Genomic DNA, 19,123 nt, shown 5'->3' on the forward strand with positions numbered 1-19,123 from the left:
TCGCTTGAATCTTTTGATCCGGAATCGCTTTTCGGTCCCGGCCGCTCAGGAAATCACGCCGAGTTCGCGACCGACTGCGGCGAACGCCTCAACCGCACGATCGATGTCAGCGCTGGAATGGGCGGCCGACATTTGCGTGCGGATGCGCGCCTGGCCCTTCGGCACCACCGGGAACGAGAAGCCGATGACATAGATGCCGCGCTTCAGCATCCGCGCCGCCATTTCCTGTGCCAACGTCGCGTCGCCCAGCATCACCGGGATGATCGGATGGTCGGCGCCGGCCAGTGTAAAGCCGAGCCTGCCCATCTCGGAGCGAAACCGCGCTGCGTTGGCATATAGGCGCTGACGCAACGCATCGCCATTGCGGACCAGTTCGAACACCCGAATCGAGGCGCCGGCGATCGCCGGCATCAGCGTGTTGGAGAACAGATAGGGGCGCGAGCGCTGGCGCAGCCAGTCGACTACCTGCTTCCTGCCCGAAGTGTAGCCGCCCGACGCGCCACCCAACGCCTTGCCAAGCGTGCCGGTGATGATGTCCACCCTGCCCTCGACGCCGCAATGTTCGGCCGAGCCGCGGCCATTCCTGCCGACGAAACCAACTGCATGGCTGTCGTCGACCATCACCATCGCATCGTATTTGTCGGCGAGGTCGCAGACGCCCTTCAGATTGGCGATGATGCCATCCATAGAGAACACGCCGTCGGTGGCGATCAGCCGGAACCGGCAGTCGCGCGCCTCTTTCAACCGCGCCTCCAGATCGGCCATGTCGTTGTTGGCGTAGCGGAAGCGCTTTGCCTTCGACAGCCGCACGCCGTCGATGATCGAAGCGTGGTTCAGCGCATCGGAGATGACCGCATCCTCCTCGCCGAGCAGCGTCTCGAACAGGCCGCCATTGGCGTCGAAGCAGGAGCCGTAGAGGATCGTATCCTCCATGCCGAGGAAGTCAGAAATCGTCGCCTCGAGCTGCTTGTGTTCTTCCTGCGTGCCGCAGATAAAGCGCACCGACGCCATACCGTAGCCGTAGCGGTCAAGCGCCTGCTTGGCCGCTTTCCGCAGTTCGGCGCTGTCGGCGAGGCCGAGATAATTATTGGCGCAGAAATTCAGCACCTTCTCGCCGCCGACCTCGATCTCGGCCGATTGGGTCGAGGTTATCACCCGTTCGGATTTGTAAAGGCCGGCCGATTTCAGTCCTTCAAGCTCGCTGTCGATGTGGGAAAGGAATGCTTCGGTCATGATCAGGCCCTGTTGAGATCGACGAGGACTGTCGCGCCGCGCGGACGAAAAATCCATCGCAAAAGCGACCGCTTCGGTGGCGGCAATGGCACGGCAGAGGCCACGATGTTCAAATGCGGAGGCGCCGCGAAAGATTGCAATAACCACTTTGCGGGTTTCCCGCCGCGGTCGCCGCCGCCGGCCTGCTGCCGTCCCAAACCTGTTAACACTTTGAAGCCAAAGGTTGTCGCACAAGAATTCGTTGGCGAGAGGGCCGCCTCAGAAAATGTCGCAGCAGCCGGTGCACGCCGTTTCAGGCAGGCTCATACTCCTGATCAAATCCGGCTACTGGCTGGCTCTGTTGATCATAGCCGCCATGGTCGTGGCCTCCTTCATCCTGCTGCAACAGGTGATGTCTACCCAACGGCACAATCAGGCGCTGCTCGATATCGTCAGCACACAGAAAGCCCTGTCGCAGCGCATCGTCTTCCTCGCCGGCGCGACAGGCAGCGCTTCACGCGACCAGCAGCCGGCCCTGGTTAGCGCGCTCAAGCAAGCGACGGTGGAGTTCGAGAAGAACTACGATCTGCTGCTCGAACGGACCGCCGCCGATCCGGCGTCGCCGGCAAGGTTCGATCCGAAATCGATCGAGAGCGTGCTTTTCGCCAAGCCGTACCATCTCGACTATTTCTCGGTCGGGCTTATCGCCAACGGCGAACGCCTGATCTCGTCATTCGAATCGCGGCTCAACATGGCCGGCAATGGTGGCTACAAAGGCGGAGAGGAGCGCGTCAACCTGAACGCTTCCGTTGCCAACGCAACATTGTCGGGCTATGCCGCACTTGGCCAGCCCATCAGCGCCTTTGCAGACCAGCGATCCGAAACACTTCTCGATCTTAACCGCACATTGTTCTACTCGACCATCGGCGTCATCGTGCTGGTGGCGCTTTTCATTTTCAGGCCAATGTCGAATGCCATCCTGCGCAGGACGCGCGAGCTGGTCGATGCGCGCAATTCCATGGCCTTTATCGCCGTGCATGACGGGCTGACCGGCCTGCACAACCGCACCTTCCTGACCGAGCATTTCGATACGCTGATCAATGCGGCGCGGCGACGGCGTGAACGGGTTGCCGTTGTGCAGTTCGATCTCGACCGGTTCAAGCAGATCAACGACACGTTCGGCCACGCCGCCGGCGATTATGTGCTGGTGGCGGCTGCGCAGCGCATGCGTGATTCGTGCCGTACGTCGGATCTCAACGTGCGGCTCGGCGGCGATGAATTCGTCATGATTCTCAACGGTGCCGGCAGCACCGAGGACATCGATACCGTCGCCCGGCGCATCCTGACCAAGCTCAACAAGCCGATCGTCTTTCGAGGCACGACAATCCATCCGGGCGTAAGTGCCGGGATTGCGGTCTACCCTGTCGACGCCGACAATGCGCAGGATCTGCTCGTCCATGCCGATCTGGCGCTGTATTCCGCCAAGAAGCAGGGCGGCGGCAGCTTGTCGTTCTTCTCCGAGGAGCTGAGGCACGAACTCGATTATCGCAAGCAGCTCGAGCTCGACATCAGGACCGCCATCTCGGAGAAGGCGTTCGAAGTCTATTTCCAGCCGCAAGTCTCGCTGTCGGACGGCGGCATCAGCGGCATCGAGGCTCTGGTTCGCTGGAGACATGCCGAGCGCGGCATGATCGCGCCGGGCGAGTTCATTCCGATCGCGGAAAAATGCGGACTCATGCCCGAGATCGGCCGCATCGTCATTGCCAAGGCGATCGACGAAGCAGCCGAATGGAACCGCGCAGGCATCGCCTTCGGGCGGATCGCCGTCAATGTATCCGGCTCGGAGCTGCGCGAGACAGATTTCGAAGTCTTCCTGTTCGACATGCTGGAGAGGGCTGGCCTGCCAGCGCACAAACTGTCGCTGGAGATCGTCGAATCCGTCATCCTCGACGACGAGAAGACCGGTATCGCGGCAAAGCTGCGGCACATTCGCGCCGCCGGCATCCATCTTGAGCTCGATGATTTCGGCACCGGCTACGCATCGCTCAGCCATGTCAATCCAAACGAGATCGATCGGCTGAAGATCGACCGCCGTTTCGTCCAGAACATCAACGAGAACAGCGGCAACACCAAGATCGTGCGTGCCCTCACAGAACTCGCCCGCGGTCTCGGCATCTCGATCGTTGCCGAGGGCGCTGAAACCGAAGCCGAGCTCGACTCGCTGATGGCGATCGGCTGCGACCAGGTGCAAGGCTATTCCATCGCTTTCCCGATGCCGCCGGACAGCGTGCGCGAATGGCTGCTGGCGCGAACGCCCAAGAAGGCCAGGCTGACGGTGCTGCAGGGCTGCCGGGCGTAGATCCGTCATGGTTCGGACTTGCGAACCGACCTGATCTGCCGAGGCGGAAGGTCATCCTCATCACCGGGAAATCCTGCCAGCAATTGTCCAAAGCTGGGCACACGCGCCAGTCTTTCGTAGTCCTGAAACGACAGAATGACCGCCTGCTTGCGGCCGTGCCGGGTGATGATGGCGGGTTCTCCCGCGACGACCTGATCGAGCAGCGCCGAGAGTGTAGCCCCGGCATCCTTCAGCGAAATTTCGCGCATGGCGTTTCCTATCCTAATTTCTAACCCTCGACATTGGCCCGCAACGCGGCCAGCACCTGTGCAAACTCCGCCAGCCTGTCGTCGGACAGTCCTTTCCGCAGCCGCTTGTCGAAGGCTAACGCGGCGGTGCGCAATTTCAGGAACAGCGCTTCTCCGGCTTGGGTCAGCTCCACCTGGTGAACCCGGCGGTTCTCGGGATCGCGGCGGCGCATCAGCAGGCCTTGCGTCTCCATGGCGTTGAGGTGGTGGGTCAGCGTTGCGCCCCGGATGCCGATCATGCCGGCGAGCTCGCGTTGGTTGGCCAGCTCCCGCGACTTGACCGACAGCAACGTGACCCAGACCGGCAGCGTGCCGCCTGCCTCGACCAAGGCAGCGTCGAAAGCCTGCGCAACCAGCTTGGCGGTGCGCGCGAGATTCATCCCGATCGGCGGGCGGTCAAAGGGCGTCATGATCCGACACTAGAACAAGGGCAAAGCCTAAGGAACCGGCTCGAGCTTATGCGTTGACATCTAATCATTTGATATCTATCAATATGCCTGGCGGTGGGCAAGAGAGGATATGCGGTCATGCAATATGTCTACATCATCGTCCTCGGCCTTCACGTCATGGCGGGCGTGTTCTGGGCCGGCACCACCATCGCGGTCGCCCGCGAACCGGAGATCAGGGCGGAACGTTTCTTCCGGCCGCAAATGGGCGCAGCCGGCGTGGTTTTCCTCACGGGCTTGCTGCTGTGGTATTTCTTCCACAACGGCTCTTTCGGCTCGATGGAGAAGGTCTTGGCGCTGGGCATCTTGACGGCGTTAATCGCCGCCGGGGTTCAGGGCGCGCTGGTGGGTTCCGCCAGCAGGCAGTTGGCCGGGGCCGATGCGGCGAAGCAAACCCAATTGCGCGCCAAGATGACAAAAGGCGAACGCATCGCTGGCGGCCTGCTGGTCATCACCGTGTTCTGCATGGCCACCGCCAGGATGTTTTGAGCGTCCTGCCGCAATCGCAAGATCGTACGGTGCCCGGCGATAGCCGGCGGCGTGCGCGGCGCGCAGACCGGACCGACGTGCCTGGTGGCTCTCCGTACGGAGGTTCGGCTGCGCGCCACCAATCAATCCAAAATATTCCTCAGATCCGCAAGCCGAACCTGATGCCGTCATAGATTGCGGCGTGGATGTTGCGCGAGGCTACTGCATCGCCGATGCGGAAGAGCACGAAACCACTCTGCGGATTGCGCACCGGAAAGATGTCGCCGCCATTGACCAGTTTTTCGTAATCGATCGCGCCGGCGTTCTTCGACAGCGGCTTCAGCGCCAGGTAGAGATCGTCGAGCGGCAGCGTGCCGTGCTCGACCACCACCTGGTCGACGCGCCGCTCGCCGCGCCAGCCATCGGCGAAGTCGGAGGCGAGCTCGGCGATCAGCTGGTTGCCTTCGCGCCGCACAGAACGTAGCCGTGTGTTGATGGTCACCGTGACCCCCTTTTCCTGGAAGGCGCGCATGTAGGGCACATGATTCATGCCGCCCATTTCCGGGGCGAAGAAGCGCTCTGGTGAAACCAGCTCCAGCCTGGCGCCGCTATTGGCGATCAGTTCGGCGGCACCCATGCCCTGGTGGCCGCCGTTGTCGTCATAGAGCAGCACGTTCTCGGCCGGCTTGACGCTGCCGGCCATGATGTCCCAGCTCGAGGTGACGAGATCGTCGCCCGCCGTCAGAGGCGGGTTCTGCGGCAGGCCGCCAGTGGCGACCACCACCACGTCCGGCGACAGCGCCAGCACGTCGTCCGTCTCCGCCCATTTGTCGTAGCGGATCTCGACGCCCAGCCGGTCGAGTTCGGCCAGGCGCCAGTCGATGATGCCGATCAATTCCTTGCGGCGCGGGTTTTGCGTTGCCAGCCGCACCTGGCCGCCGGCCTGGCTCGATGCTTCCAGCACCGTCACCTGGTGCCCGCGCTCGGCGGCGACGCGCGCTGCCTCCAGCCCGCCGGCGCCGGCGCCGACGACGACCACCTTCCGCTTCGGTCCCTCGGTTTTCGGAATAATATGCGGGATATCAGCCTCGCGGCCCGTCGCCGCATTGTGGATACACAGCGCCTCGCCGCCCTCATAAATGCGGTCGAGGCAATAGGTGGCGCCGACGCAAGGGCGGATCTCGTGCTCGCGGCCTTCCATCACTTTTTTGACGATATGCGGGTCGGCAATGTGGGCGCGCGTCATGCCGACCATGTCGAGCTTGCCGGTGGCGATGGCGTGACGCGCGGTGGCGACGTCGGAAATCCGCGCCGCATGGAAGGTCGGGAATTTCGTCGCCGCTCTCACCTCCCCTGCGAAATCGAGATGCGGTGACGAGCGCATGCCGGTCACCGGGATGACCTTGGTCAGCGCCGCATCGGTCTCGATCGAGCCACGGATGATGTTGAGGAAATCGACCTTGCCGGAGCCGGCCAGCCGCCTGGCGATTTCGACGCCCTCCTGTTTCGACAGGCCTTTCTCGAAATCCTCGTCGGCGACCATGCGGATGCCGACGACGAACTTTTCGCCGACCGCGGCACGCACTGCGTCGAGCACCATTCCGGTGAAGCGCAGCCGGTTGTCGAGCGAGCCGCCGAAATCGTCGTCGCGCTGGTTGGTGGCCGGCGACCAGAAACCGTCCATCAGATGGCCGTAGGCTTCGAACTCGATGCCGTCGAGGCCGGCAGCCTGGCAGCGCTGCGCGGCCGCCGCATAGTCGGCGACGATGCGCTCGATATCCCAGTCCTCGATAGTCTTGGGAAAGGCGCGATGGGCCGGTTCGCGCACCGGCGAAGCCGACAGGACGGGCAGCCAGTCGGCCTTGTTCCAACCGGTGCGGCGGCCGAGATGGGTGATCTGTATCATCACCTTGCAATCGTGCTCGTGGCAGGCATCGGTAAGCTCGGCGAGCCACGGCACGATGCGGTCGTCATAGACATGCAGATTGCCAAAAGCGGCCGGGCTGTCGCGCGAGACGATCGCCGAACCGGCGGTCATGGTCAGCGCCATGCCGCCCTTGGCCTTTTCGGCATGGTAGAGCCGATAGCGTTCCTTCGGCATGCCGTCCTCGGAATAGGCCGGCTCATGGCTGGTCGACATCACCCGGTTCTTCAGCGTCAGATGCTTGAGCTGATAGGGCTGGAGGAGCGGGTCGTTGCTAGTCATCATCTTCCTGCTGTTTCAAATTGTGCTAATGAGCGGCAAATTTCTGTTTTTACGCATGTCGCTGTCCCAAAATCGCTGCGCAGTTTTGGGCGACATGCAGCAAGGAACCTGCTCATGACCGATACGAAAAACCTCACCCAGCTCGGCACCAACGTCGAGGCGCCACAGAGCCCTGAAGCGGCAGTCCTGGAAACCGTGCCGTTTTCGCGCGGCGACGGCCCGCCGGCCATCGTTCGCTTTACCTGCCCGGAATTCACTTCGCTCTGCCCGGTCACCGGCCAGCCGGACTTCGCCCATATCGTCATCGAGTACGCACCCGATGCGCTGCTGGTGGAATCGAAGTCGCTCAAGCTGTTCATGACCTCGTTTCGCAACCATGGCGCCTTCCACGAAGAATGCACCGTCATGATCGGCCGCCGCATCATCGCCGCGACCAAGCCATTGTGGTTGCGCATCGGCGGCTATTGGTATCCGCGCGGCGGCATTCCGATCGACGTGTTCTGGCAAACCGGCGCGCCGCCGGAAGGTGTGTGGCTGCCCGACACCGGCGTCGCCCCCTATCGCGGGCGCGGCTAATCGGACGGAGCGGCTCACCTGATCCCGGTCCGGCACAGGTTGGTCCCCAGGAAAGGCATCACGGCGTCGCGGTACCGCTGTTGGTCATAGCGATAGAGATCAACGTGCCGCGCGCCGTCGAACCAGACCAGCTTTGCGTCAGCGCCTGCCGCATCTTTCAACGCCAGTGTCTGGCTGCGAGCGACAAACGGATCCGAATTGCCTGCTAGCAGCAATATCGGCCGATCAATCGCGCCGATGCGATCGACCGGCCTGACATCATCTACCCCGAAGCCAAGGCGGAGCTGCATCTGCGCCAAGAGGATGGTCGCCTGTACGTCGCGCAACATAGGCAAGGGCGCTCGCAACGCCGTGGTTTCCAGCAAAGTCGCGTAGAGCTGCTCCAGGACATAGGCATCGGCATGCTCCTGCTGAGCGCCAAATACAAAAGCAGCCGCACCGAGCGACGAGCCGATGGCCGCCACCTTGCGACCGGCGAAGCGTTGCCGCGCAAAGGCGAGGATGCGGCTGGCGTCCTGCCGTTCGATGTAACCAAAGCCTCTGATATCGCCGCCGCTTTCGCCATGTCCCGACAGATCGAACAGCACGATCGAGTAGCCGCTTTCGAAAAGCAGCTTCGCTCTTGGAACCATGGCCAGCTTGTTTGAACCGCGTCCGTGTAACAGCACGATTGTTCCGCAACTGTCCTGCCGATCCGCCACCCAACCGGCAAGATCGGGCGCGCCCTCCTGCTTCAGAACGATGCGCTCCACCGGTAACCCCACAGGCAGCGTGAAGCTTTGCTGAGGCACGCGGGCCACCGCGCGGCTTCCTGCCTCCCAGGTGACAGCGCAGGCCAGGACGCAAACCGCCGCGAATAAAGCAACCACGACAGGACCTCTTCTCATCGATCGGTCACGTGCACTTCGCATCAGTTGAGCGGCAGCCGCCGGTAACGGCCGGGACTGTTCGGATCGCTGAAATGGTGCATCGGCCCGTGTTCGGCAAAGTGCGCTGACCAGCGTTTCATTGCCGCCGGGGCGAGTTCGACACCCAGCCCGTCACCTTCCGGCACGCGCACCGTGTTGGCGATCTGTTTGAACGGGCCGTCCTTGATCACGTCGCCGATCTGCCAGCGAAACAGGGATTGCGACGCCTCGGTGATCCATGGCGTTGCCGCCACGACGTGCAGATAAGCCGATGTCATGATGCCGAGATCGTTCGAATAGCACCAGAACCCCTTGCCCATCGCCTCACAGGCGGCGATGAATTTCAGAGTTTTCGATAATCCGCCGAGTGCTGCGAAATTGCAGACGAAGTAATCCGGCGCACCGAGCGCGACTGCCCGTCTGAGATCCGGGATGTGCGTGGAGAACGGAATGCGCGAATGCTGGCGCAGCGCTGCCATCTCCTCGAAGGTCGCGACCGGATCCTCGTAATTGCGGATGTTGAACGGCTCGATCTCGCCCAGCACCCAGCGCGCTGTGGTCAGCGACCACTGCATGTTGGAATCGAGTTTGATCTGCGCTTTATCGCCAAGCGCCTCGCGCAGCATGCGCACTGTCCTGATCTCGAGCTCGGGATCGCCCATGATCAGCTTGCCCTCGAAGATCGTCGAGCCGTGCTGTTCTCGCATGCCGAGACAGTAGTCGACGATCGCTTCGGCGGTCATCTCGCCGCCGGCTCCGCCTTGAGCGGGGCGAAAGGCGAAATATTCCGAAAACGGAATGTCCTTGCGCACCGCGCCGCCGAGCAGCTTGTAGAGCGGCATGCCGAAGACCTTGCCTCTTATATCCCACAGCGCCAGTTCGACGGCACCGAACGCCACCGTGGCTGCATTCTCGCCAGTATTGGCGGTAATCTGCCAGGGCGGCACGCAGCGCGCCTCGCAGTCGGCGATGTCGAGGGGATCGGCGCCAATCAGCGCCGGCGCGATCTCGGCCTTGATCACCTCGCCGAAATGCCACCATGGCGCCTCGCCCAGTCCGACCACGCCTTCGTCCGTCTCGACCTCGATGATCGATTTCGAGGCGCCGCCGTAGAGACCAGCCGTCCACCAGAACGGAGCATCGAGCGGGACGTTGACGTGGGTGACGCGGATGTTGGTGATCTTCATCGGTTCCGTTCTCACTCGCACTGGTATTGGCTGAGCGCCCATTCGCCGGTCACCGAGAGCAGGTCGGATATCTTCCAGTCGCCGTCGACTTTCCTGAATTTCCACTCCAGCCGGTGCGGGTTGCCGGCGACGACGAAGGCGACGACGACCTTGGCCTCGTTGCCTTTGATCGCTTCGATGGTCTTCAGGCTGTTGTCGATCTCCGCCTTGTCGTATTCGGAATTGTCGAGTGCCATGTTGGGATCGAGGCACTCGCCCTGCCCCGACTTCCGCAGCGCGTCGCTCTTGTCCAGCACCGACTTTGCCGGGTCGGTGAAATGGCCCCGCTGAGCCGGATCGACCTCGAGCCCGGCATGCTCGTAGAACGGCTTCACCACCGCGGTCGGCGAGGCCGGCTGCACGGCTGCGGCCGGCGCGTTTTCTGCCGGCGGCGAAACTGCCGGCGGAGGTGCCGCACTGTCGGCCGGCGCGTTTGCGGGCGGCGCGCCGAACAGGCCCTGAGCGGCGGCGCTGCTCAATCCGGCCAGCAGGCACGCAGTCGCCAGAACCCAGGGACGGCAGCGGAGCACGGCATCACTCCGGCGACTGCCCGGCAAGGCATTCGAGCGCACTCAGCGTCCAGCCGCTGGTCTTCGAGGTGATGTCGGCGATCTTCCACTGGCCGTCGATCTTCTTCAACGACCAGACCATTTCGCGTTTGGACTCATCGCCTTCGGGGAAAAGGTTGAACGTCGCCGTCACCTCGGCGCTATCGCCGTCCAGCGTTTCGGCCAGCGTCAGCGTCTTGGCCACGGTCTTCTCGTCATAGTCCTGCGCATCGAGACCAGGGGCGAAGTCGATGCAGGGAACTTCATCCGGATGGTTCTTTGCCGCATTGTCGTTCAGTTCGAACAGTTTCGTCACCGGCGCGGTGAAGCGGTCGCGATATTGCGCATCGGCCTCGAATTTGACCGACGGGACATAAAAGAACTTCACGGCGTTGGCAGCAGGGCCGGCAAACGCGGCCGCCGGCACGGCCATCGAAAGCGCGGCAACAAAAAGTGGCAGTTTCATGGGTGTCCCCGATTGTTCACTGACGGAAGCTATCAGTACCACGCATCTTGCCCGTCGGCTTTCTTGCGGTCCATGAAATCCTGCAACGTCTCGTCTGCTGGCAACTCAGGCGTTCAGCCAGACATCCTGGAGATCCATCTCGAAGGTTTGGTGGACACCGTAGTTCTTCACCTTCTCATTCATGTGGCTGAACAGCTTCTGCCAAAACGGCTGAATGATGACGCCCGAATCCTGCAGGATCTGCTCGATGTCCTTCATGACCTCGCGGCGCTTTTCCACGTCGATGAGCGAAAGAGCCTGCTCGAGCTTGGCGTCGAAATCAGGGTTCGAGTAGCCGGTTTCGTTCCAGGCCTCGCCGGTGCGATAGCCGAGCGCCAACACCTGTACGCCAAGCGGGCGCATGTACCAGATGGTCATCGAATAGGGGTATTTCGTCCAGTCGTTCCAGAAGGTCGACCCCGGCAGCACGGTGCGCTTCACCTTGATCCCGGCATCGCGCAACTGGCCGGCAATAGCGTCGCCGGTGTTCTTTTGCCAATCGTCCTCGACGGTGATCAGTTCATGCTCGAAGTCGTCCTGCCCGGCATCGGCCATAAGCTTCCTGGCGCCCGCGGCGTCGCGTGTCTTCTTGGGCAGCGCGTAGTATTCCGGATGAATCGGGCTGACGTGGTGGTTTTCACCAACAGTGCCTCGCCCGGCGTAGCCAAGTTCGAGCACCGCTTTGTTGTCGACGGCCATCTGGAGGGCGTTGCGAACCCGCTTGTCGTCATAGGGCTTGTTCGTGATGTTGGTCCGGGCGACGAGCGTGGTCGCTGTCGCGACCTCCGATTTGACCAGCCCCATCTTGTCGAGGATGTCTATGAAGTCGGCCGGCGTCTCGAAGTTGAGGTCGATTTCGCCGGAGTCGAATGCATTTATCGAGGCGTTGAAATCGGTTCCGTAGTCGATGAATTCGACGCCGTCGAGAAGCGCTTCACCGCCCCACCATTTGCCATTCTCACGACGCTTGACGACCGCTTTCTGGCCGACCGCATAAGACACCAGTTCGAACGGCCCGGTGCCAATCGGCTTCTCAATCGGATTGGCGCCGTCGGCGTCGAAGTTGCGATGGACCACCAGCGCCGGATAGTCGGTGAAGTTCGGGATCAGCGAGATGTCCGGTTCGTTCAGCTTCAGCTTCACCGTGTTGTCGTCGACTTTGGTGATCGCCCCTTCCCTGGCCTTGCCGGTCTTTGCATCGATCAGCGCACCGACGCGCGCGGCCATCGAATTGCCGGCGGCAGCCTTCTCGCACCAGCGCGTCAGATTGTAGGCCACGTCATCGGCGTTGAAAGCATCGCCGTTGTTCCAGGCGATGCCCTTGCGCACATGCAGCACGTATTCGGTGGCGTCGTCGTTGACCTCCCAGCCTTCGAGCAGAACCGGCTCGAATGTGAACTGGCGGGTGTAGCGGACAAGCGGCTCGAGCCAGCAGCGTGAAATGTTCGCAAGTTCCACCCAGTCGTAGGTGCGCGTGTCCTTTTGCGCCTTCACCGACATCGAAACGTGCAGCGTTCCGCCTTTCTTCGGCTCTTCAGCCAAAGCCCGCTCCGGCACGGCAAGTCCAATCATGCCGTAGGCAAGGGCCGTCGATGCGCCGAAAGCGCTTGCCAGGGCCAGAAACTCCCGCCGGTCGACGCGACCGGCGCGCGCCTCGCTGGCCATTGCTTCGATGGCGCTCGGTACGCGATCGCCGTTGCTTCTGAAGAGTGTCATTTTTTCCTCCCTTATGGTTCGCATCGGGTCTTCGCCCGTGATCAACTAACGCTGTCCGGCAGTTTCTCCTCGCGCCGCGCAATCAAATCTTTGAGACCATCGGCGATGCCCTCATCGAGCTTCGGCTCCTCATAATCGGCGAGCATGTTGCGCGCTTTCTCGCGGCCGCGGGTGTCGTGGTCCTTTGCTCCTTCCGCCTTCCACTGTTCGAACGAATTGAAGTCCATGATGCTCGGTATGAAGAAGGCGGACTCGAAATGTTCAAGCGTGTGCTGGGTGCCGAGGAAATGGCCCTGCGGTCCGACCTCGCGGATAGCCGCCATAGCCTCCTTGAAATCGTCGAATGGCAGCCCGCCAGCATATTTGTACCAGCCGACAAGCTGCTCGCAGTCGGTGGCAAATTTCGAATAGCCGCAGGTCAGGCCGGCCTCGAGCCAACCGGCAGAGTGCCAGATGTAGTTGGCGCCGGCAAGGATGGCGGCATGCATCAGCATGTTCGCCTCGTAGCCCGCCTGGGCGTCGTTCAGCTTCGAGCCGACATGGAAACCGGACGTGCGCCACGGCAGACGATACTTCCGCGCCAGCGCGCCCATGAGATACATCATCTGGGCCGCCTCCGGTGTGCCGCCCATGGGAGCGCCGGTCTTCATGTCGACCGTCACCATGAACTGTCCGTAGATCTGCGGCGAACCCGGACGCAGGAGCTGTGTGAACGCGACGCCCGCCAGCGCTTCGGCATTGACCTGCGCGACCGCACCGACGGCAGAGGCCGAAGTCGAGGCGCCGCAAAGGGCGAAGGGGGCGAGGATCAGCGGCTGGTTGTGGCGCGCATAGACTTTCATCGCGTCCAGCATGGTGGCGTCCCACACCAGCGGCGAATTGCAGTTGGTGATCGACACCAGGACCGGGTTGTCGCGGACATAGTCCTCGCCGAACACGATGCCTGCCATCGCCATCGTGTCTTCGGCTCGATCCTTGGAGGTCACGATGCCCATGAACGGCTTGTCGGAGTGCTTCAGCGCCGAATGGATGATGTGGAGGTGACGTTTCGGCACCGCGATTTCCATCGGCTCGCATATGATCGAGCTCGACGAATGCAGCGCCGGCGCCATGTAGGCGAGCTTGTGGAAATTGTTGAGGTCGGCGAGTGTGCCGTAGCGCCTGTTGTTGTCGAGGTCGCGCACGTAAGGCGCCCCGTACATCGGCACGAAGATGGAGTTGTTTCCACCCACACGTACGGAACGCTGGGGATTCCTCGCATTGAGCGTGAACTCCGACGGGACCTTCGAGATGAGCTCCATCAGCAGGGCGCGGTCGATCCGGACCCTTGTCTCCGAGACATCGGCGCCCGCCGCCTTCCACATTGCGATCGCCTCGTCGTCGCGGAACTCGCATCCCACTTCTTCGAGGATGGAGAGCGACTCCTGGTGGATCAGCTCCACCGCCTCGTCCGGAACCATCTGATAGACGGGAATCTGGCGGACCAGAGTTGGAAACGACGCTATGGGTGCGCCCCGCAGCGCCTTGCGCCCCAGGCGGCCGCCGCTGCGGCGGTTGGTGTGTTCGCTCACTTCAACGGCCGGTGCGTTCATGAAGGCTCCATATTCCTGTTGGTGACCAATCTAGCCAGACAAATTGCGGCTGTGACGCTGGAAAATCCTGATCTCTTGTATAAGCTCAGCTTATGCGAAGCTTGCGCCACCTGCTGCCGTCGGCCGGCAGCCTGATTGTTTTCGAGGCCGCCGGGCGGCTGTCGAGCTTTACCGCCGCCGGGCGCGAGCTCGGCATGACGCAGGCTGCCGTCTCCTATGCGATCCGTGGGCTCGAAGGGCAGCTCGGCGCCAAACTCTTCCAGCGCCGCCACCGGCAAGTCAGCCTGACCGAGGCCGGCGACCGCTTCCATGCCGACGTCTCGCTCGGCCTGTCGCACATTCGCAAGTCGGCGGAGGATCTGCGCCAGATCGCCGTCGGCGCGCATGTGACGCTCGCGGCCTCGACCGCCTTCGCCTCGTTCTGGATGATGCCGCGCCTGCAGCAGTTTCGCGACGAATTGCCGGGCATCGACCTGCGCATCCAGACCGCCGACCGCGATCTCGACATCATCGCCGAAGACATCCCGCTCGGCGTCCGCGGAGGCGAGCCCAAGGAATGGCCGGATTATCATTCGCTGCCGCTGGCCGATGAGGTGATATTCCCCGTTGCCGGCGTCAGTTATGTGGCACGGTTCGGGCTGCCGGAGCGTGTCGCGGACCTTCAATCGCACCGCCTTATCCATCTTGAAGAACCGTTTCGCGAGGCCGCCAGCTGGGACGAATGGTTCGCCTCGGCCGGTGTCGACATCGCCGATGCCGGACGTGGCTTGCGCATCAACGACTATGCGCTGGTGATCCAGGCCGTCATGGAAGGGCAAGGCATCGCGCTCGGCTGGGGTCACCTCGCCGAGCGGCTGCTGGCATCAGGGCTGCTGGTGCGCGTCACCGGCCACACGATGACGACCGGCAAGGGCTTTCATGTCATCTGGTCGAAGAACCGCGAACTCAGCGACAACGCCCGCAAGGTGCGGGACTGGCTGGCGGCGCAGGCGTGAGGCCGATAAATGCCGGGTCAAACGGTCACGACGATCTTGCCGAATTGCTCGTTCGATTCGAGATAGCGGTGCGCCTCGACGATCTGGTCGAACGGAAAGGTTCTGGCGATTGCCGGCTTCAGCGAACCCGAGCTCAGTCCGTCAAGGATGAACGCCTTGGCGGCCTGCAGCCGGACCGGATCGCGCACGATCTCATGGACGAGATAACCGCGCAGCGTCAGTGTCTTTGCCAGCACTGCAGGTAGCGGAAAGGGTGTCGGGTCGAGGCTCAAGCCGCCATATTCGATGAGAATGCCACCCGGTGCCATCGCTGCCGTCAGAGGCTTGAAAATCGGGCCGCCGACGGCATCGAACACCACGCGCACGCCGTCCGGGCCGGCGATTCGCTTCAGCCTGGCTTCCAGGTCCTCCTCTGCCGAGGCGATGACGTGGGCCGCGCCGAACTCAAGCAAAGCCCGCTTCTTGGCAGATGTCCGTGTGACCGCGATCGGGGTCGCGCCAATCATGTTGGCGATCTGGATCGCGGCAAGTCCGACGCTGCTCGAGGCCGCGGTAATGACAACAAAGTCCTCGCTTTGGAGGTTGGCAATGTCGATCAGCGCACCGTAGGCGGTGAGATATTGCATCCACGCCGCGGCGGCTTCTTCCCAACTCAGCGATGGTGGATGCTTGACGACGAGCTCGGCGGGATATGTGGCAATCTCACCATAGGCGGGCCAGCGGGCCATCGATAATGGCGGCACGATGCTGACGGCATCGCCAGGCGCAAACCCGTCCACGCCTTCGCCGACCATCTCGACGATACCCGCCGCCTCGAGCCCAAGACCGGAAGGCAACGGCGCGGTCTGGATGTAGGTCCCCGAACGCAGCAGCGCGTCGGCGCGGTTTATACCCAACGCCTTGACGCGGATCTGAATCTCACCGCTCGTGGGCGCAGGCGTGTCAACATTCTCGATGCGCAGGACCTCGGGACCACCGAGCTCATGAAAGCGAACGACACGTGCCATCGGTCACAACTCCAAACTATTTGAACTGAATCAGCTATGCCAGCGCTCATCAGGCGGATAAATAGCCGCTTGAGTAGAGCAGCAGAAACTGTGGGTTTTGAATATGGATCGCCTTACGAGCATGGCCGTGTTCGTCAAAGCCGTCGACCTGGGCTCGTTCGCAGCCGCGGCGGCGGCTCTCGATCTGTCCGGGCCGATGGTCGGCAAGCATGTCCGGTTTCTCGAGGAGCGCCTGAGCGTGCGCCTCATCAACCGGACCACGCGCCGCCAAAGCCTGACCGATTTCGGGCGCGCCTATTATGAACGCTGCCGGTTGGTGCTTGCCGAAGCGGAGGCCGCGGATGCACTCGCCGCCGACCAGCTTGCCGAACCGCGCGGAAAGCTGCGTGTCCTCATGCCGGTGCATTTCGGCCGGCGCTGCGTTGCCCCGATCCTGTTCGGGCTTGCGCAGCAATATCCGGCGCTGGAACTTGACCTATCGTTCAGCGATGCCATCGCCGATCTGGCAGAGGATGGCTGCGACCTTGCCATCCGAACGGGCGATCTGGAGGACCAGACCGGGGTGATGGCGCGTCGCATCGCGCGCCAGCACATGGTCGTCTGCGCGTCGCCGTCCTATCTCGACCGGCACGGCGAGCCACATGAAATAGATGACCTCGGCAGCCATCACGCGATCATCTACCGCCGTTCCGGGCGTGCCGTTCAGCCGTGGCTGTTTCCGCGCAACGGCCAGCCCGCGGCGGAGGTCAGGCCCGTCAGCAGATTACGGCTCGACGATCTCGATGCCATCGCCGATGCCGCGGCCGCCGGCATGGGGCTCGCCTGGCTGCCATACTGGATGGTTCGCGAGCGCATCCAGGCCGGCGTACTTGTCCCGCTGCTGCCGGAACAGCCACGGTTTCTCTATGACGCCCATGCGCTGTGGTTGCAGACGCCTCACCTGCCGATGAAAGTCCGTCTTGCCGTCGATGCACTGGCGGCAGCGCTGCCCAAGCTCATGACTTGAAGTGCACGAGCGGCCAGTCGCGATCAGCTGCGTGGATTTCCTCAATTCCGCCCTCCCGCATCGACCACGAATCCGCCTATAGTGCCCCATGCCGATCCGCCAGCTTTCCGAAACGATGATCAACCAGATCGCCGCCGGTGAAGTCATCGAGCGTCCGGCAAGCGTGGTCAAGGAACTGGTCGAGAACGCGCTGGATGCAGGCGCTACCAGAGTCGAGATCGTCACCGCCGGCGGCGGGCTGAACCTGATCCGCGTCAGCGACGACGGCTCGGGCATTCCGGAAAAGGAACTGGCGCTGGCGATTGCGCGCCATTGCACCTCCAAGCTCGCCGACGACATTCACGACATCCGCTCGCTCGGCTTCCGCGGCGAGGCCTTGCCGTCGATCGGCTCGGTGGCGCGGCTGTCGATCCGCTCGCGCACCGCGTCCAGTGAAAACGCCGCCGAGATCGGCATCGACGGCGGCCGCGTCTCCGCGGTCAGGCCGGCGGCGGCCAATCGCGGCACCACGGTCGAGGTGCGCGACCTGTTCTTCGCCACGCCCGCAAGGCTCAAATTCATGAAGGGCGAGCGCGCCGAAAGCTCGGCCATCGGCGACGTGGTCAAGCGCATCGCCATCGCCTTCCCCGCCGTGCGCTTCACCTTGGCCGGCCCGGACCGCTCGACGCTGGAACTGCCGGCGACCGACGACAGCCCGGAAGGCCGGCTGCGCCGGGTGGCACAGGTGATGGGCGCCGACTTTCCCGACAATGCGATCGCCATCGACGCGATGCGGGACGGCGTGCATCTCGCCGGCCATGTCTCGGTCCCCTCCTTCACCCGCGCCAACGCGCTGCAGCAATACGCTTATGTCAACGGCCGCCCGGTGCGTGACAAACTGATCGCCGGCGCCATTCGCGGCGCCTTCGCTGACGTGCTGCCGCGCGACCGCCATGCCGTCACCGTGCTGTTCCTGACGCTCGATCCGGTGATCGTCGATGTCAATGTCCATCCGGCCAAGGCAGACGTGCGCTTCCGCGACCCGGGGCTGGTGCGCGGGCTGATCGTCGGCGCTATCCACGAAGCGCTGGCCAATGCCGGCATCCGCGCCGCCACCACCGGGGCCGCCGGCATGATGGCGGCGTTCCGGCCAGGCGCCGCATCCTATGCGCATGGTGGCCCGGCCAACGGTCACCGCAGCTACGAGGCCGCCTATCGGGCATCGGGCTTTTCCGGGTTCGATCCTGCCCGTTCGCCGCAGCGGCCGCTCGACATGGGCGACGGCTTCGGCGAGGACGAGCAGGCGGCCTTCGACGCCGGGCCGCTGCACAGCGCCGATGCGCGCGCCGGGCAAAACGAAGCGGCGGAAACGCTGCTCGGCACGGCGCTGGGCGCGGCGCGCGCGCAAGTGCACGAGAATTATATCGTCGCCCAGACCAGGGATTCGCTTGTCATTGTCGACCAGCATGCGGCGCATGAGCGGCTGGTCTACGAGGCCTTGAAGAACGCCCTCCACTCACGCGCGGTGCCGTCGCAGATGCTGCTGTTGCCCGAGATTGTCGATCTGCCGGAAGAGGATGCCGAGCGGCTTGCCATACACTCCGAGACGCTGGCCCGCTTCGGCCTCGGCATCGAGCGCTTCGGCCCCGGCGCCGTCGCGGTGCGCGAGACGCCGTCGATGCTCGGCGAGACCAACGTCCAGCAGCTGGTGCGCGATCTCGCCGACGAGATCGCCGACAACGACACGGTCGACACGCTGAAGGAGCGGCTGGACAAAATAGCCGCGACCATGGCCTGCCACGGCTCGGTACGTTCCGGCCGCCTGCTCAAACCGGAAGAGATGAACGCGCTGCTGCGCCAGATGGAGGCGACGCCGGGCTCCGGCACCTGCAACCACGGCCGCCCGACCTATATCGAACTCAAGCTGGCGGATATTGAGCGGTTGTTCGGGCGGCGGTGAGAAACTCGCAGGGCGCAGCCCCCACCCGGACCTTCGGTCCGACCTCCCCACAAGGGGGAGGTAGGGAGCCTATCCGCCGACGCCTCGCGAGGAGCTTACCCTCGCCCTTGTGGGGAGGGTCGCTGCG

General features: G+C 63.1%; 17 protein-coding genes. 6 read left to right on the plus strand and 11 right to left on the minus strand.

Going from position 1 to position 19,123, the window contains the following annotated elements; translation table 11 throughout:
* Nucleotides 1-45: 45 nt before the first annotated feature.
* Complete coding sequence (locus NKJ55_RS25360; protein WP_352452271.1) at nt 46-1,233, minus strand: glycine C-acetyltransferase; 1,188 nt, start codon at nt 1,231-1,233, stop codon at nt 46-48.
* A gap of 265 nt (nt 1,234-1,498) precedes the next feature.
* On the opposite strand from NKJ55_RS25360, the gene NKJ55_RS25365 reads away from it, so the two are divergent.
* Nucleotides 1,499-3,571 carry a putative bifunctional diguanylate cyclase/phosphodiesterase gene (locus NKJ55_RS25365; protein ID WP_352452272.1) on the plus strand — a complete coding sequence of 691 codons (2,073 nt, stop codon included), beginning with the start codon at nt 1,499-1,501 and terminating at the stop codon, nt 3,569-3,571.
* A gap of 5 nt (nt 3,572-3,576) precedes the next feature.
* On the opposite strand, the gene NKJ55_RS25370 is transcribed toward NKJ55_RS25365, so the two are convergent.
* Complete coding sequence (locus tag NKJ55_RS25370; RefSeq protein ID WP_352452273.1) at nt 3,577-3,819, minus strand: type II toxin-antitoxin system Phd/YefM family antitoxin; 243 nt, start codon at nt 3,817-3,819, stop codon at nt 3,577-3,579.
* Nucleotides 3,820-3,839: 20 nt separating this feature from the next.
* Complete coding sequence (locus NKJ55_RS25375; RefSeq protein ID WP_023674397.1) at nt 3,840-4,268, minus strand: MarR family winged helix-turn-helix transcriptional regulator; 429 nt, start codon at nt 4,266-4,268, stop codon at nt 3,840-3,842.
* Nucleotides 4,269-4,424: 156 nt separating this feature from the next.
* Here NKJ55_RS25375 and NKJ55_RS25380 point away from each other — a divergent pair, with 156 nt between their 5' ends.
* A complete protein-coding gene (locus NKJ55_RS25380) occupies nt 4,425-4,793 on the plus strand; it encodes a hypothetical protein (RefSeq protein ID WP_245274614.1) in 369 nt (122 codons plus the stop codon).
* A 139-nt stretch (nt 4,794-4,932) separates the two neighbouring features.
* Here NKJ55_RS25380 and NKJ55_RS25385 read toward each other — a convergent pair whose 3' ends face one another.
* Nucleotides 4,933-6,978 (minus strand): oxidoreductase, encoded by a 2,046-nt coding sequence (locus tag NKJ55_RS25385; RefSeq protein ID WP_352452274.1) that lies wholly within the window; start codon nt 6,976-6,978, stop codon nt 4,933-4,935.
* 114 nt (nt 6,979-7,092) lie between these two features.
* On the opposite strand from NKJ55_RS25385, the gene queF reads away from it, so the two are divergent.
* On the plus strand, nt 7,093-7,554 hold the full coding sequence (gene queF / locus NKJ55_RS25390; RefSeq protein ID WP_352452275.1) for a preQ(1) synthase: 462 nt from the start codon (nt 7,093-7,095) through the stop codon (nt 7,552-7,554).
* A gap of 14 nt (nt 7,555-7,568) precedes the next feature.
* Here queF and NKJ55_RS25395 read toward each other — a convergent pair whose 3' ends face one another.
* From NKJ55_RS25395 to NKJ55_RS25420, 6 genes are all read right to left on the minus strand, one after another.
* Nucleotides 7,569-8,354: an alpha/beta hydrolase gene (locus NKJ55_RS25395; protein WP_352452276.1), complete on the minus strand. Its 786-nt coding sequence runs from the start codon at nt 8,352-8,354 to the stop codon at nt 7,569-7,571.
* A 110-nt stretch (nt 8,355-8,464) separates the two neighbouring features.
* Nucleotides 8,465-9,649, minus strand: coding sequence for a mandelate racemase/muconate lactonizing enzyme family protein (locus tag NKJ55_RS25400; protein WP_352452277.1), 1,185 nt, complete (start codon nt 9,647-9,649; stop codon nt 8,465-8,467).
* A gap of 11 nt (nt 9,650-9,660) precedes the next feature.
* Complete coding sequence (locus tag NKJ55_RS25405) at nt 9,661-10,218, minus strand: hypothetical protein (protein WP_352452278.1); 558 nt, start codon at nt 10,216-10,218, stop codon at nt 9,661-9,663.
* Nucleotides 10,219-10,222: 4 nt separating this feature from the next.
* On the minus strand, nt 10,223-10,702 hold the full coding sequence (locus NKJ55_RS25410; RefSeq protein WP_352452279.1) for a DUF3828 domain-containing protein: 480 nt from the start codon (nt 10,700-10,702) through the stop codon (nt 10,223-10,225).
* A 105-nt stretch (nt 10,703-10,807) separates the two neighbouring features.
* Nucleotides 10,808-12,457 (minus strand): ABC transporter substrate-binding protein, encoded by a 1,650-nt coding sequence (locus tag NKJ55_RS25415; protein WP_352452280.1) that lies wholly within the window; start codon nt 12,455-12,457, stop codon nt 10,808-10,810.
* A gap of 41 nt (nt 12,458-12,498) precedes the next feature.
* Nucleotides 12,499-14,049, minus strand: a complete 1,551-nt coding sequence (locus NKJ55_RS25420) for a trimethylamine methyltransferase family protein (RefSeq protein WP_352452281.1) — start codon at nt 14,047-14,049, stop codon at nt 12,499-12,501.
* A gap of 92 nt (nt 14,050-14,141) precedes the next feature.
* On the opposite strand from NKJ55_RS25420, the gene NKJ55_RS25425 reads away from it, so the two are divergent.
* Nucleotides 14,142-15,044 (plus strand): LysR substrate-binding domain-containing protein, encoded by a 903-nt coding sequence (locus NKJ55_RS25425; RefSeq protein WP_352452282.1) that lies wholly within the window; start codon nt 14,142-14,144, stop codon nt 15,042-15,044.
* Between the two features lie 17 nt (nt 15,045-15,061).
* Here NKJ55_RS25425 and NKJ55_RS25430 read toward each other — a convergent pair whose 3' ends face one another.
* A complete protein-coding gene (locus NKJ55_RS25430; protein ID WP_352452283.1) occupies nt 15,062-16,051 on the minus strand; it encodes a zinc-dependent alcohol dehydrogenase family protein in 990 nt (329 codons plus the stop codon).
* Nucleotides 16,052-16,154: 103 nt separating this feature from the next.
* Between NKJ55_RS25430 and NKJ55_RS25435 the strand changes: the two genes are divergently transcribed.
* Together NKJ55_RS25435 and mutL are read left to right on the plus strand one after the other, a co-directional pair.
* A complete protein-coding gene (locus NKJ55_RS25435; protein ID WP_352452284.1) occupies nt 16,155-17,057 on the plus strand; it encodes a LysR family transcriptional regulator in 903 nt (300 codons plus the stop codon).
* An 88-nt stretch (nt 17,058-17,145) separates the two neighbouring features.
* Nucleotides 17,146-18,996 carry a DNA mismatch repair endonuclease MutL gene (mutL, locus tag NKJ55_RS25440; protein ID WP_352452285.1) on the plus strand — a complete coding sequence of 617 codons (1,851 nt, stop codon included), beginning with the start codon at nt 17,146-17,148 and terminating at the stop codon, nt 18,994-18,996.
* Nucleotides 18,997-19,123: the final 127 nt, after the last annotated feature.

Origin of the sequence: Mesorhizobium sp. M0106, assembly GCF_040322715.1 — a bacterium.
Lineage (GTDB): Bacteria > Pseudomonadota > Alphaproteobacteria > Rhizobiales > Rhizobiaceae > Mesorhizobium.

What these genes read in the sequence shown, in the direction of transcription:
- NKJ55_RS25360 (WP_352452271.1), bottom strand. Translation starts at nt 1,233, where the DNA reads ATGACCGAAGCATTCCTTTCCCACATCGACAGCGAGCTTGAAGGACTG.
- NKJ55_RS25365 (WP_352452272.1), top strand. Translation starts at nt 1,499, where the DNA reads ATGTCGCAGCAGCCGGTGCACGCCGTTTCAGGCAGGCTCATACTCCTG.
- NKJ55_RS25370 (WP_352452273.1), bottom strand. Translation starts at nt 3,819, where the DNA reads ATGCGCGAAATTTCGCTGAAGGATGCCGGGGCTACACTCTCGGCGCTG.
- NKJ55_RS25375 (WP_023674397.1), bottom strand. Translation starts at nt 4,268, where the DNA reads ATGACGCCCTTTGACCGCCCGCCGATCGGGATGAATCTCGCGCGCACC.
- NKJ55_RS25380 (WP_245274614.1), top strand. Translation starts at nt 4,425, where the DNA reads ATGGCGGGCGTGTTCTGGGCCGGCACCACCATCGCGGTCGCCCGCGAA.
- NKJ55_RS25385 (WP_352452274.1), bottom strand. Translation starts at nt 6,978, where the DNA reads ATGACTAGCAACGACCCGCTCCTCCAGCCCTATCAGCTCAAGCATCTG.
- queF (WP_352452275.1), top strand. Translation starts at nt 7,093, where the DNA reads ATGACCGATACGAAAAACCTCACCCAGCTCGGCACCAACGTCGAGGCG.
- NKJ55_RS25400 (WP_352452277.1), bottom strand. Translation starts at nt 9,649, where the DNA reads ATGAAGATCACCAACATCCGCGTCACCCACGTCAACGTCCCGCTCGAT.
- NKJ55_RS25410 (WP_352452279.1), bottom strand. Translation starts at nt 10,702, where the DNA reads ATGAAACTGCCACTTTTTGTTGCCGCGCTTTCGATGGCCGTGCCGGCG.
- NKJ55_RS25415 (WP_352452280.1), bottom strand. Translation starts at nt 12,457, where the DNA reads ATGACACTCTTCAGAAGCAACGGCGATCGCGTACCGAGCGCCATCGAA.
- NKJ55_RS25420 (WP_352452281.1), bottom strand. Translation starts at nt 14,049, where the DNA reads ATGAACGCACCGGCCGTTGAAGTGAGCGAACACACCAACCGCCGCAGC.
- NKJ55_RS25425 (WP_352452282.1), top strand. Translation starts at nt 14,142, where the DNA reads ATGCGAAGCTTGCGCCACCTGCTGCCGTCGGCCGGCAGCCTGATTGTT.
- NKJ55_RS25430 (WP_352452283.1), bottom strand. Translation starts at nt 16,051, where the DNA reads ATGGCACGTGTCGTTCGCTTTCATGAGCTCGGTGGTCCCGAGGTCCTG.
- NKJ55_RS25435 (WP_352452284.1), top strand. Translation starts at nt 16,155, where the DNA reads ATGGATCGCCTTACGAGCATGGCCGTGTTCGTCAAAGCCGTCGACCTG.
- mutL (WP_352452285.1), top strand. Translation starts at nt 17,146, where the DNA reads ATGCCGATCCGCCAGCTTTCCGAAACGATGATCAACCAGATCGCCGCC.